Below are 14,203 nucleotides of genomic sequence, written 5' to 3'. Positions count from 1 at the left end.
TCCTCGACCAGCGCGGAATCATCGCCATACGTCGTGTAGTATTCGTTCGAATTGAGCCGGCGCAGCAACTGGCGCGGGTCCTTGCGGTCGAGGTTGCTGAACAGGTCCTTGAGCAGCGTTTCGCCGGTGTCGAGCGAACTCGTCACCTTCCATCCGCTGGCGAACGTGCCCTTGGCGTAGAACGCCGCGCGGCCGGTCACGTGCTCACCCGCCGCGATCGGATCGCCGCTGACTTCCACCGCCGGGCCATGGCCCTTGGAGGAAACGAACGTCAGATCGCCCTGGCCGACGATGAACCAGTCGCTTTGCTTCACGCCGATGTCGCGCATCGCGGTGAACCGGGTCTGTTCGCCCTGCCCCACCGTTACCCACACCTGCCGCGCATCGCGCGCGACGATCTGCTGGCTGACGAACCGCCCGTCGGACTGGAGCGGGATCATCTGCCCGCCCACGCACACCACTTCCGCGCCAGCGTCGGCATGGCCGGTAACCGTCACCGCCGCGGTCCGCCCGAACGGGATGTTGCGCACCGCCGCCTCGTCGCGCGATCCGAACAGCGGGCGCGGCGGCGGGTTGCCCTCGAACGGGGTATCCACCACGGCCAGTTCCTGCGGCGCGGTCTCGTCGAACTGGCCATCGCGGTCATAGACGCGATAGACGTAGAACAGGTCGCCCCCGGCGTCCTCGCCCGGCGTCCAGCGCGCCACGCCGTCGTGGTCGGCGGGCACCACCGCCAGCGGCGTGCCATCGGGAGAGGCATCGGCGCGGAAAATCCGCACCTCGCCACGCGCCACTATCGCGGGATAGTTGGTATAACGGATGAACGTGGCGTCCTTCCCGCGCGCCACCGTCCGTTCGCTTTCGACCAGCCCCGCCGCCAGCACGGGATCGACCCGCGCGGCATCGGTCCGCACGCGGATGGCATAGGGGTTGTCGGCCGTGAGAGGCGTGGCTGCGACGGCTTCGGCGCGTGGATCGGCCAGGGCGATGTTCAGGCCATCGCCCGTTCCCATCGCGGTGGCCGGCACGGTCTGTGCCGGATCGGGCATGACGTGCCGGGTCGTGCTCTCGCCGCACGCGCCGGTCACGCTGACCGCCACCGCGCCGCAGCCGGCCGGGTACAGTTGCACGGCGGCAAAGCGCCCGGCGGCATCGGCTGGCGCGATCTGGCCGGCAATGCGCACGAGTTGATCCGGCGCGGACGTCTGCCCCTCCACCGCCACCGCCTGCGCGCCGTCGAGCAGGAGCTGACGGATTCCTGCGCTATCGACCATGCCGAAGTCGGCCCGCGCCACCGGCTCGGCAGGGAGCAGGTGCACCGCCGACAAAACCGTGAGCGGCTGCGGCGCGGTCTCGTCGAAGCGGCCTTCCCGGTCGTAGACGCGATAGACGTAGCGCATGGCATCGCCCGCGTACGTGCTGGGCGTCCAGCGGATCAGCCCGTTGCGATCGGCCTCCACCACCGCGTGCGGCGGCCCGGCGAGCGGCGCATCCGGCGCGAATACGCGCAGTTCCGCGCGATCGACGAACGCCGGATAGTTGCTGTAACCCAGGAACAGCGCCGCATCGCCACGCCGCACGGTGCTCTCCGAGCCGACCAGCCCGACCGACAGGACCGGCATGGGCGCGATCGGCACGAGGCTGGCCGAGAGCGCGGCAAGGCGTGTCTCCGCGCCCGGCAACGCCGCCCGGTCGGTCAGGTTGGCGCCTATCGCCAGTCTGGAAAGCCGCGCGAAATCGGCTTGCGACGCCATGGAGCCGGGTTGCGGCGCGGCAAAGGCCGGCGTGGCGATCCCCAGCCCGGCCAGCGCGGAAACGCTGGCAAGCAGGGTGGCATGGCGCGCCTTGAACGCGGGCTGCTGGGCCAGGATGGTCTTGCGGTTCATTGGTCTTACTCCTGTCCCGAAGCGCTGGTGCGGGCACTGCCGGCGGCGATCATGTCGATCTCGATCACCGGTGGCGGGCCATCCCAGCCGTTGCGGAACACCTCGCCGATCCGGTCGTGCAGGCTGGCAAGGCGGGCCTCGACCAGCGCGGCGGGCTCACCGGCGGCGGCCGTGTAGGTCGCCCGGATCGCCAGCCTTGCGGCCTTGATCGTCTTCAGGGTTTCCAGCCGCGTGGCGAAGGCGGGCAGCAGATCGGCGCTCCCGGACGCGAAGGCCCGGGCGTCGATGGCAACCGCCACAACCCGCGCCCGCTGCACGCCGAAGTTCAACTCGCTGATCTTGCCGCGCGTCAGGCGGATCGACTGCGGGTTGTCGGTGGTCGGCGCATAGCCTTCCGGCACCGTCCGCGTGTCGAGCTTGAGCACGTAGTTGGAGCCGATCAGCGCGTTGGGCACGGCGGCGCAGGTGATGTGGTAGCGGCCATGATCGTCCACCGTCACCAGTTGGCCGTTCACCGTGGCGAGGCGCGCGGCGGGGATGCCCGGTTCGCCTGCGTCCTGGTATCCGTTGCCGTTCAGGTCGTCATAGACCTTGCCGATCACTTCGGCGCAGTCGAACAGCGTGCTCGGCACGATCGAGACCACGGCCTGCGCCCGGTTCGAGATGTCCGAGCCACCCGCGCCCGCTGCGCCACCACTGCGGGCGACGGCGGTGTTGACGCGATCCCCCTCGGTCACGCCCGCGCCGATCACCGCGATGATGCGATAGGTCAGCGTGGTGTTGCCGGGCACGACCTGCCCGTTCCAGCGCAGTTCGCGGTCGTTCGCCACCGGCTCCAGCGGCAGACCTTCCACCCGCGCCGATCCCGCGACATAGCGGAAGCCCGGCGGGAGGATGTCCACGACCGCCACCCCGGCGCGGGTCAGCGCCTCGGTGTTGCGCACGGTGATGGTGTAAGGCACCAGATCACCCACGTTCGCGGTCCGCTTGTCGCTGATCTTGGTGACGATCAGCGGCGTGCGCGACAGGAAGGGATCGAGCGGGATGTGGTTGTTCACCACGTTGCCGTCACCCTGCCCCAGCAGGAAGCCGAGGAAATAGGTCGTCGGGTCCGAAGCCTGCGGCGCGCCGGCATTGGCCACCACAGGCGCCGGAGTGCCACGGCCGGCGGGGTTGAACAGGCCCTGCTGCGCCGCGATCACCGTCGATTCCGGCCCGGAATATCCCGCAGGCGGTGTGATCTTCAGGTGATAGCCGGTGCGTGCCGCCGGGCACTGGGCCGCCGCGCCCGCCACGATGTCGAAGCGGTAGAGGCCATCGGCGCTCGTGACCTGGCGTGCCTGGCCCGGATCGATGAAGCAGGTATCCGCCAGCGGCACGCCGCCATCGTCCACCAGCGTCACCACCGCGCCGGGAACCGGGCTGCGGGTGACCGAGTCATAGACCACGCCAGACGGATCGATCGGCATGTTCTGGTCGGCCAGCGTGGCGTTGACCGGCAGCACCGCGCTGTCGATCCGGCCATAGACCACCCCGCTCGCCGCATGGCGGAAGCGAATGGAATAGCCATCGCCGCTCAGCAGGTCCGGAATGCTGTAGAAGCCCTTGGCGTCGGTATGCGTAGTGCCGACCACCGCGCCACCGCGCACCACTTCCACGGTCCAGCCTTCCAGCAGCGCCTCGCTGCTTTCGTGCGTGCGGCTGAGGTTGCCGTCGAGATATACGATGCCCGAAACCGTGCTGCGCGGCGGGATCACGGTAACCGTCATCGTCGCACTGGCGCAGTTGGTGGGGTTCAGCTTCTCGCAGATCCGGTACGGGATGGCGTAAGTGCCGTCGCGCGTGCCCGGTGCGACACCGAGGTTGCCGGTGGCGGGATCGAACGTGAAGCCGGCAGGCAGCGCGTTCACCAACGACAGCGTTACCGTGGCAACCGTCGCCGGCTGGCCGTTCAGCGTATCGCCCCCCAGCGCGTTCAGCACGTTGACCGCGCCCGAACCGCCGTTGATGCCGGAAACCGTGTCATCCACCGCCACGATGGGCGCGGGAATGACGGTGACGCTAACCTTTGCGGTCGCGCAGTTGGTGGGATTCAGCTTCTCGCAAATCTGGTAGTCGAAGCTGTAAGTGCCCGCCGGCGTGCCCGGCTTGACCGAGACATCGCCCGTGGCCGTATCGAACTCCAGCCCGGCCGGCAGCGTCGCCCTCGGCGCAAGGCCGATGGTGACGGTGGCCGTGGTCGCGGCCGCGCCGTTGCGGGTATCCCCGCCCAGCACGTTGACCACGCCCGTCGCGCCCGATGCACCGTTGATGCCGGTGGCGCTGTCATCCTTCGCCGTGATCGGACCGGCGCTGACCGGCACGGTTACCTTTGCCGTCGAACAGTTCGTCGGGTTCAGCTTCTCGCAGATGCGATAGTCGATGGTGTAAGTGCCCGCCGGGGTATCCGCCGGCACGCTGACCAGGCCCGTGGCCGGATCGAGCACCGGCACGGCGCCCCCGTTGATCGGCGTGGCCGGCGTGACGACCGAGATCGTGACCGTGCCCTTGTCGGCCGGCGCACCGTTCAGCGTGTCGTTGCCCAGCACGTCAATCACACCCGCGCCACCCTGGCCGCCATTGACCGGCGGAACGGTGTCGTTGGTCGCGACGATGGGCGCGGCTACCACCGTCACGCTGGCCGTGGCCGTCGCGCAGTTGGTGGGGTTCAACTTTTCGCAGATCGTGTAGTCGAAGCTGTAGGTGCCCGCCGGCGTGCCCGGCTTGACCGAGACCGCGCCCGTGGCGGGATCGAACGCGAGCGTTGCAGGCACCGAGGCGCCCGAGGCCACAGCGATCGTGACCGTTCCCGTGGTGGCGGCCACCCCGTTGAGCGTATCCCCCCCCAGCACGTTGAGCACGCCCGCCGCGCCCGATGCACCGTTGATCCCGGTCGCGCTGTCAGGGGTGGCGACGATCGGCGCGGCCACCACCGTCACGCTGGCCGTGGCTGTCGCGCAGTTGGTGGGGTTCAGCTTTTCGCAGATCGTGTAGTCGAAGTGATAGGTCCCCGCCGGCGTCCCCGGCTTGACCGAGACCGCGCCCGTAGCGGGATCGAACGTCAGCACCGCAGGCACCGTCGATCCGGCGGCAACGGCGATGGATACCGTCCCCGCGGTTACCGCCATCCCGTTCAGCCGGTCATCCGACAGAACGTTGAGCACACCCGTGCCGCCTGCCGCGCCGTTGATGCCGGTCGCGCTGTCGTTGCCTGCCGTGATCGCGGCCGCCGTTACCGGCACGGTGATCCTGGCGGTGGCGCAATTGGCCGGGTTCAGCTTTTCGCAGATCCGGTAATCGATGGTGTAAGTGCCCGAAGGCGTTCCCGCCGGCACGCTGACCTTGCCGGTGGCCGTATCAAGCACGGGCACCGGATTGCCACCCACCGCTGTGGCCGGGGTAACGACCGTCATCGCCACGTCGGCCAGTTTGGCCTGGGCATTGTTGAGCGCGTCCCCGTCCAGCGCGTCGACCACGTCGGCGGCACCGGTCGCACCCGTGACGGGCGAGGAGGCATCGTCGTCCGCCGTGATCGGCGCGGCGACCACGGTTACCGTTGCGGTCGCGGTGGAGCAGTTGGTCGGATTGAGCTTCTCGCAGATCCGATAGTCGAAGTGATAGGTTCCCGCCGGCGTGTTCGGCGCGACCGAGACGTTGCCCGTCGCCGGATCGAACGTAAGCCCGGCCGGGACCGTGGCGCCTGGCGCCAGCGCGATCGCCACCGTCGATGTCGTGGCCGGCGCACCGTTCAGCGTGTCACCCGCCAGGACGTTGAGCACATTGCTGCCGCCCAGCGTTCCGTTGACGCCACCAACCGTGTCGTTCGCGGCCGCGATCACGCCAGCCACCACCGCCACGCGCGCTTCGGCGGTGGCGCAGTTGGTCGGGTTGATCGTTTCGCAGATGCGGTAGTTGAACAGATAGGTGCCCGCCGGAGTCCCCGGCTTGACCGAGACCGCGCCGGTGGCGGTATCGAAGGTCAGTTCGGACGGCACGGTCGAACCGGGCGCCACCGCGATGGTGACGGTGCCCGTGGTCGCCGCCGCGCCGTTGCGCGTGTCGCCCGTCAGCACATTCAGCACCCCGGTCGCGCCCGCCGCGCCATTGATGCCGGTGGCACTGTCGTTCACCGCCGCGATCGCGCCGGCGACGACCGAGACGGTCTCCGTGGCGATGGCACAGTTGGCCGGATTCAGCTTTTCGCAGATATGGTAGTTGAAGCTGTAGGTGCCGGCCGGCGTATCGGCATGGACCGAAACCTTGCCGGTGGCGGTATCGAACGTCAGCACCGAAGGCACCGTGGATCCGGTGGCAACGGCAATGGTCACCATGTCAGTCGTCGCCGCGGCGCCGTTGACGGTATCGCCGGTCAGCGCGGACAGGACATCCGCCGCGCCGGTGGCGCCGTTGATCCCGCTGATCGTGTCGTTGGTGGCGGTGACCGGCGATGCGGTGACGATCACCGTTACGCGCGCCGTGGCGCACGTCGCGGCATCGGCCTTGTCGCAGATGCGATAGTCGATGGTGTAAGTGCCCGCCGGCGTACCCGGCGCCACGCTGACCAGACCGGTCGCGGTATCCATCGTCACACCGGGATTCGTCGCCGGGGTCACGATCGTCGTGACTATCTTCGCCGGATCGATGGCGGCGTTGTTGAAGGTATCGTTGGCAAAGGCATTGACGATGTTCGTCTGGCCGGTCGCGCCGTTGACTGCCGGCGGGTTGTCGTTGACCGCCACGATCACCGCGCTGGCGTGATCCTGGAACAGGTAGCCGGTCGCCGCGGTCTGCGCCGCCAGCACGATGCCGCCGATGGTGTTCTCCGCCGGGGTGTTGCCACGGACCGCGTTGTTGACGGTGCCGCCGGCGCTGCCCGCGGTTTCGTTGAGGTCGTAGAAGTTGGCCGGCTGCGTTTCGACGATCGCATAGCCCGCCGCATCCGAAGGCGGCAGCACGTCGAACACGAACGCCCCCGACGCATTGGTGATGGCCGTGGCCGAAACCGCGTTGCCATAGATGTCGGTGCCGGTCAGCGACACGGTGACGCCGGCAATGCCTTCGCCGCCGTTGAACACGTTGTTGTCGTTGTTGTCGGCATAGACCGTGCCCGCGATGGACGAAGGCTTGATCTGGACGACCGCCGACTGGCTGTTGTTGGTGTTGTCGGCATCCTCGCTCAGCGGATCGCCGCTGCCGTCAAGGCCGGGGGTGATCGTGGCGGTGTCGGTCGCGTCCATCGGCGAAAGCGCGCCGCTGTAGGGGCCTTGTGCCTTGGCGCGGACTTTCAGGTCCACAAGCTGCGCAGCGCCCACGGGGAAGCTGCCGTCGATATCGCAGGTGATAGTGGTCGTGCCCGAACAGGTCAGGCCCGAAACGCTGGCGCCGCTGCCGCCGGGAATGGCGGTCGAAGGCGCGGGGGTTGCGGCATAGACGAAGCCGGCGGGCAGCACGTCGGTCACGCGCACCCGCGTTGCGGTGGAAGGCCCGTTGTTGCGGAAGCGGATGGTGAATTCGACCGGTTCGTTGACGTTGCGCATCAGCGCTCCGGTGCGCGTCTTGCTCACGATCTGGAGATCGGTGGACGGCCGGATCGTCGTCGTCTGCACCGCGCGGTTGTTGGCCGTCTGCGAATCCGCGCCCGTGCCGTTCCACACCGGCTGTTCGGCCGAGGTCACTTCCGCCGCGTTGCTGTAGGTAACCGGGGCCGAAGGCGGCGTGCCGCCGATGGCGAAGACCAGCCGGAACACCACCTGCCGCGAAGGATCGAGGTAGTTGGCATCCGCGTTCGACGCATCGATGCGGCACACATAGGTCGCGCCCGAAGGCGTGCACCCTGCGTTGGGCGCCGCCTGGAGCGACAGCCCGCCGTTGGCCGCAACCGGGTTCACCGTCACCGACTGCAGCGTGGTCGTCAGCCCGGCCGGCGGCGAGGGAATGTCGGTGACGATCACGTTGGTGGCGCGCGAAGGGCCGTAGTTGGAAACGCGGATGTCGTAATTCAGCGTCTCGTCGAACCGCACCGGATCGTCATTGACCGGGTCGCTTTCGGTCTTGGTCACGGCCAGATCGAACGCCGGGCCGTTCACTGTGTGGTTCAGCGTGAAGGCGTTGTTGCCCGCGTTGGGATCGCTGCCGCCGTTGGCGTCGAGCGTCGAGGTGGTGACGGTGGCCTTGTTCGCCTGCGTAATCGGCAGCGTGGCCACCGTCTCGGAACCGAACGGGTATTTCGGCAGCACATCGATGCTGATCTGCCGCACCTCGGTCCGCGCGAACTGGCCCATGGCGCAGGTCACGGTCCCCGTGGCCTGCACGACCGAACAGCTTGCGCCGGGCTTGGTCGTGCTCGGCGTACCGGTGATCTGGAACCGCGCCGGATCGATCACGTCGACCACCTGCACGTTGTCCGCCGGGTTGGCGCCATCGTTGCGCACGCTGATGATATAGGTGGCAGGCACGCCCACGCGCACCGGATCGGGCGTTACCGACTTCGAATTGATCGTCATGTCGGCCACCGCGCCCACGCTGAAGTTCGCGGAATCGCTGTTGTTGGCGTTGTTGGTCTCGGTCGTGTCGGGCGAGAACACCGAGGCGAAGTTGGTGTAGGAACCGCTTTCGAACGGCCGGTCCACGCGGATCACCAGCGTTTCGGTGGCGCCCGCCGCCAGGTTGGACAGCGCCCAGGTCACCAGCCCGTTCCACTGGTTGTAGCTCATGCTGCCCGAACTGACGCTGTTCTGGTTGACGGCGGTGACGTAGCTGCCGCTGGTGATGAAATCGGGAATGGCGTCGGTCACGTAAACCGTGCGCGCCAGGTCGCCGCCGGCGGCGTTCGACACGCGCAGGCGGATGTAATAGCTGCCGTCGGTGTTCGCGACCGCCAGGTTATGGGTCCAGCCGCCAGAGGGCGAAAGGCTCATGTCCTTGGCGATGGAAATGTCCGCCGCCTTGGTCGTGGAGCGCACGCCGGCCGAGCGGCAATCGTTGCCGGTGGGGCTGGAAGGCGAGGACGGCGTGTGCGCCGACCCGGCGGTACGGTCGGTACACGCGGTGTTGACCACGTCGGTATCGACACCCGTTCCCGCTTTCGTGACGAGCGAGAGGTACAGCAGATCGCCGACCTGGAGCGTGCCCGAATCCGTCGTCTGGCAGGTGACCACCACGCCCGAAACCGAACAGGACCAGTTGCCCGAAACACTGACGTAGGTTTCGTCGGCGCTCAGCGTGTCGGTCACGCGGATCGGCGTGGCCGGGGTCCAGCTTGCCGCGGACGGCCCCAGATTGCGCACCACGATGGTGCTGGTGATGTCCGCGCCGGGCGCGACGGGGCTGGGGCTCTTGGACTTGGAATAGAGTTCAAGGTCCGCGTTCGGCAGCACCACCTGGAACGGCGCGGAGGCATCGTTGTTGCTCATATCCGGATCGGTGAATCCGCTGGGCGGGGTCACATGCGCGGTATTGGTCAGGACGCCTGAGGTTGCCGACGAGCCCGTTACCGGAATGACGAAATCCACCTGCCCCGTGGCGACGATCGACGACGCGGTGCAGGTCACCGTCTGGCCGGATCGCGCGCAGCCGGAGGGCAATGCGCCGATCGTCAGCGAACTGTCGATGGTGTCGGCGATCTTCGTTCCCGCCGGCGTTGTTTGCGGCCCGGTATTGCGGATCGACAGCACGATGCTGCCCCCCTGCCCCACGGTGATCGTGGAAGTCATCGACTTGATCGCCTGGAGATCCGCGCCCGCCTGCACATTGGTCACGACGGTGTTGGAAATGTTGTTGCCCGTGGCGGGATCGAGCACCAGCGGATCGATGATGCTCACCGCCGCGATGTTGCTGATCGTGCCGGCGGTGTTCTTGGTGATCTTGCCGCTGATCGTGATGGCCGGAAAGCTGCGGCCGACCGCCGGTGCGCTACCGCTGTAGTCGCAGGTCAGCGTGGTCCCGGAAAGGTTGCAGGTCCACCCCGAGCCCGTGGCGGACTGGAACTGGAAGTCGCTGGCGGCGGGAAGGTTGTCGACCACGCGGATCGCCGCGGTGGTGTTCGGCCCGTTGTTGGTCGCGGACAGGGTATATTGCAGAATGCCGCCGGCCGGCACGCTGGAAGCCGATCCGGCTTTCACCAGCGCGATGTCCGCACCCGCCCGCACCGTGGGCGTGATAGTCAGGCTGTCGTTCCCCGGATTGGAATCGCTGTTCCCGGCTGCGGCTATGGTCGCGGTCGAGTTGCTGGCGCCCGGCGTCTTGGCGGTCGCCTTGAAGCTGAAAGTCCGGGCATTGGCCACGCCACCGCCCGGCAGGGTCGTCAGGGTACAGGTCAGCGTCTGGCTGCCTGGCGTGCCGGACAGCGCGCAATACGAAGGGATGTCGCCCGCCGTACCGGCAACCTCGAAGTTCCCCGGCACCGCGATCGTGACCACGGCGTTGCTGACCGTCGGGGTACTGTTATTTGCGACGGTGACTGAAAAAGTCGCCTGGGCGCCCGAGCCTATTGGATCAGGGTCGGCTGAATACTGTGAAACCTGCAAGTCTGCGGCGTAAGCCATCCCGCCAAGCAGGAAAACATACAGTCCGATAAATACGCGTATTACCGCGATCGACTTTGTAAATTTCATAATAAACCGACCCCTCGTCGCGCAATTTTCGTCGCGACAGACGCCAGTCGGATAAGTAAATAGTGGTTAATTCCCGGTAATTATTTACCCAGTTGTAAAACGCATTAAATATCCGTTTTACGCCGCATCTTTTTTAAGAGACAATCAAGCACCGGAAAATAAATGAAAAAATCCGCATCATAAACATAGTCCGTTTCGGATACTGGAAACCCTCTGCCGGAAACACTGTACACCCGCGATCACGGGGCCTGGCGGCTGGCAATGTGGCGCCCGGCAGGATCAGATGCGCTCGGCCTGCGCCACGGCGTCGCTGGCGCGCAAGGCGCTGATGATGCGCGTAAGGTGCGCCAGATCGCGCACTTCCAGATCCACCTCGTAGGTATGGAACGGGTTTTCGCGCTGGGTCATTTCCAGATTGACAACGTTGGCGTGGTTCTTGGCGAAGATCCCCGCCATTTCCGCCAGCGTGCCGGGGCGATTGTAAAGCTCGGCGCGCAAGCGGCCGATCGCGCCGTCAGTCCGCGCATCCCACGAAAGGTCGATCCAGTCGGCATCGATCCCGTTGGCAAGGTTGAGGCAGTCGATCGCGTGGACTTCCACGCCCTTGCCCGGCCGGCGCAGCCCGACGATGCGATCGCCGGGCACCGGATGGCAGCAGGCGGCAAGCTGGAACGCCATGCCCGGAGTCAGTCCGCGCACCGCGATCGCGCGCTTCTGCTTGGGCCAGTGATCGGGATCGGGCAGGTTCGCCGCGCTGCCCGGCATCAGGGCTTCCATCACCTGCCGGTCATCGACCTTGGCCGATCCGACGGCGAACATCAGGTCTTCCTCGCCCGCCATCTTCAGCCGCTTGATCGCGTCAGCCAGCGCCTTCTTGCCCACGGTGCCGGGCAGGCGCTCGACGATCTCCTCATAGAGCTTGCGCCCGATGGCGGCGACTTCGGCGCGTTCCTTCTGGCGCACGAAACGGCGGATGGAGGCCCGCGCCTTGCCCGTGACGGCGAAGGCGAGCCATGAAAGCTGCGGCTCCGAAGTCCGGCTCTTGATGATCTCCACCACATCGCCGTTGTTGAGCGGCGTGCGCAGCGGCACGTGCCGCCCGTTGATCTTCGCGCCCACCGCCTGCGCGCCCAGATTGGTGTGGACGGCAAAGGCGAAGTCGATCGGCGTCGCGCCCTTGGGCAGCTGGAACAGCGCCCCCTTTGGCGTGAAGGCGAAGATGCGATCCTGATAGATCGCCATCTTGGTGTTTTCGAGCAGTTCGTCGGGATCGTTGCTGGCTTCGAGGATTTCCAGCAGATCGCGCAACCAGCCCACCTGCCCGTCGGGCGTGACCCCGCCCTGCTTGTACGACCAGTGCGCGGCTAGGCCGAACTCGTTGGTCTCGTGCATCGCGCGCGTCTTGATCTGCACTTCCACGCGCATGGCGTTGTTGTAGATCAGCGAGGTGTGCAGGCTCTTGTAGCCGTTCATCTTCGGCGTGGAGACGTAGTCCTTGAACCGGCCGGGGATCATTTGCCAGGTGCGGTGCAGGATGCCCAGCGCCTTATAGCAATCGTCCTCGTTCTCGGTCAGCACGCGGAAGGCCATGATGTCGGTGATCTGCTCGAAGCTGACATGGCGCTCGGCCATCTTCTTCCAGATCGAATAGGGGTGCTTCTCGCGGCCCGAGACTTCCACCCTTAGGCCCGCTTCGGCCAGCGCCTGCTTGATCTCCAGCGCGATCGCCCCGACCTGGCCGTTCTCCTCGCTGCGGATCGCGGCGAGACGCCCGCTGATCGTGGCATAGGCTTCGGGTTCGAGCTGCTCGAAGGCCAGCAACTGCATCTCGCGCATGTATTCGTACATGCCCACGCGCTCGGCCAGCGGGGCATAGATATCCATCGTCTCGCGCGCGATGCGGCGGCGCTTTTCCTCGCTCTTGATGAAATGAAGCGTACGCATGTTGTGCAGGCGATCCGCCAGCTTGACGAGCAGGACGCGCAAGTCCTCGCTCATCGCCAGCAGGAACTTGCGCAAGTTCTCGGCGGCGCGCTCGTTGTCGCTCATCGTCTCGATCTTCGAGAGCTTGGTCACGCCATCGACCAGCCTCGCGACATCGGCGCCGAACAGCCGCTCGATCTCATCGACCGTCGCCAGCGTATCCTCCACCGTATCGTGGAGCAGCGCCGTCACCACCGTCGCCTGGTCGAGCTTCAGCTCGGTCATCAACCCGGCGACTTCCACCGGGTGCGAGAAATAGGGATCGCCCGATGCGCGCTTCTGAGTGCCGTGCTTCTGCACGGTATAGACATAGGCGCGGTTGAGGATAGCCTCATCCGCGTCCGGATCATAGGCAAGCACCCGTTCGACAAGTTCGTACTGACGTAGCATGTCCTGCCTAAATGGGCGGAACCATGCGGTCAGGGCAAGGGGTAAAGGTCGCGGAAATGCGGATCAGTGTAATCGCTTAGGCGCGCAGCAGCGCCGCATGGGGTGCCACGTCCTCCGGCAGCACGTCGCCAAGGCGCGGATCGGGGAACACTTCCACCGCCCGCGCATAGGGCACGAAGCCTTGCGAGACATAGAACGGCAGCGCCTGCGGGCCATCAAGCGTGCAGGTATGCACCCATACCCGGCCCACGCCCTCGCGCCAGGCCAACTGCAAGGCCTTGCGCATCAGCCACTTGCCCAGCCCTTTCCCGGTCGCGCCGGGAATCAGGCCAAAGAACGTGATCTCGCATTCGCCGGACACGCGGAAGTCCAGTTCAAGCATCCCCACTTCCACGCGGGCGCGATCGACCACCGCGCAGACGTGGACCTGCGGATCGTGGATGATGACCGCCAGTTCGCCATCATCCTTCACCAGCCGTGACCACCACAGCCACGGCGCGCCGACACGGCGGTAGAGCATCCGGTATTTCTCGATCGCCGGCGCTTCCCAGCGGACAAGCTGCACCGGCACATCGCCTTCCGGCACCAGCCGCCGCAACGCCGCCGGTTTCTCGCGCATTTCCAGCGCGGTCACCACGCAGGCGAGATCGCCGGGACTGACGGCATGGTAGCCGGAGGCGAGAGGCTCGGGGTGGTCGTAGTCCAACCGTCAGCTCCACACCGCTTCGGGCGGCAGGCTCATCAGAATCGCGTCGATGTTCCCGCCGGTCTTCAGGCCGAACAGCGTGCCCCGGTCATAGACCAGGTTGAATTCGGCATAGCGGCCGCGCCATTCGAGCTGGCGCTGCTTGTCCTCGGGCGTGAAGTCCATCCCCATGCGCCGGCGCACCAGCCTGGGGAACACGTCGAGGAATGCCTCGCCCACGTCGCGGGTGAAGGCGAAGTTGGCGGCGAAGCCATCGAGGTCGGCGCATTCGAGGTGATCGTAGAAGATACCGCCCACGCCCCGGTGCACCTTGCGGTGGGGAATGTAGAAATAGTCGTCCGCCCACTTCTTGAAGCGCGGATAGTACTCCCCGTCATGCGCGTCGCATGCCGCCTTGAACGCGGCGTGAAATTCGGCGGTATCCTCGTCATAAGGGATCGGCGGGTTGAGATCGCCGCCGCCGCCGAACCAGGCCTTGCTGGTGGTGAGGAAGCGCGTGTTCATGTGAACGGCCGGAACGTGCGGATTGGCCATGTGCGCGACCAGGCTGATGCCGGTCGCGGTGAACACCGGGTTTTCCGGGTCCG

General features: G+C 66.5%; 5 protein-coding genes. All 5 read right to left on the bottom strand.

Annotation, left to right across the window (positions count from 1 at the left end; translation table 11 throughout):
* The coding region (locus B3547_RS08055) for a hypothetical protein (protein ID WP_292961914.1) at positions 1 to 1,886 on the bottom strand (1,886 nt) is incomplete at its 3' end.
* A gap of 5 nt (positions 1,887 to 1,891) precedes the next feature.
* Positions 1,892 to 10,468: an SdrD B-like domain-containing protein gene (locus B3547_RS08050; protein WP_292961947.1), complete on the bottom strand. Its 8,577-nt coding sequence runs from the start codon at positions 10,466 to 10,468 to the stop codon at positions 1,892 to 1,894.
* 348 nt (positions 10,469 to 10,816) lie between these two features.
* Complete coding sequence (locus B3547_RS08045; RefSeq protein ID WP_125956498.1) at positions 10,817 to 12,910, bottom strand: RelA/SpoT family protein; 2,094 nt, start codon at positions 12,908 to 12,910, stop codon at positions 10,817 to 10,819.
* 76 nt (positions 12,911 to 12,986) lie between these two features.
* Positions 12,987 to 13,529: a GNAT family N-acetyltransferase gene (locus B3547_RS08040; RefSeq protein WP_292961945.1), complete on the bottom strand. Its 543-nt coding sequence runs from the start codon at positions 13,527 to 13,529 to the stop codon at positions 12,987 to 12,989.
* 90 nt (positions 13,530 to 13,619) lie between these two features.
* On the bottom strand, positions 13,620 to 14,203 hold a 584-nt coding region (gene hemF, locus B3547_RS08035; RefSeq protein WP_292961911.1), incomplete at its 5' end, for an oxygen-dependent coproporphyrinogen oxidase.

Source organism: Novosphingobium sp. UBA1939 (assembly GCF_002336885.1).
In the GTDB taxonomy this organism is placed as follows: Bacteria; Pseudomonadota; Alphaproteobacteria; order Sphingomonadales; family Sphingomonadaceae; genus Novosphingobium.
This window is presented reverse-complemented; position numbering and strand designations above follow the sequence as displayed.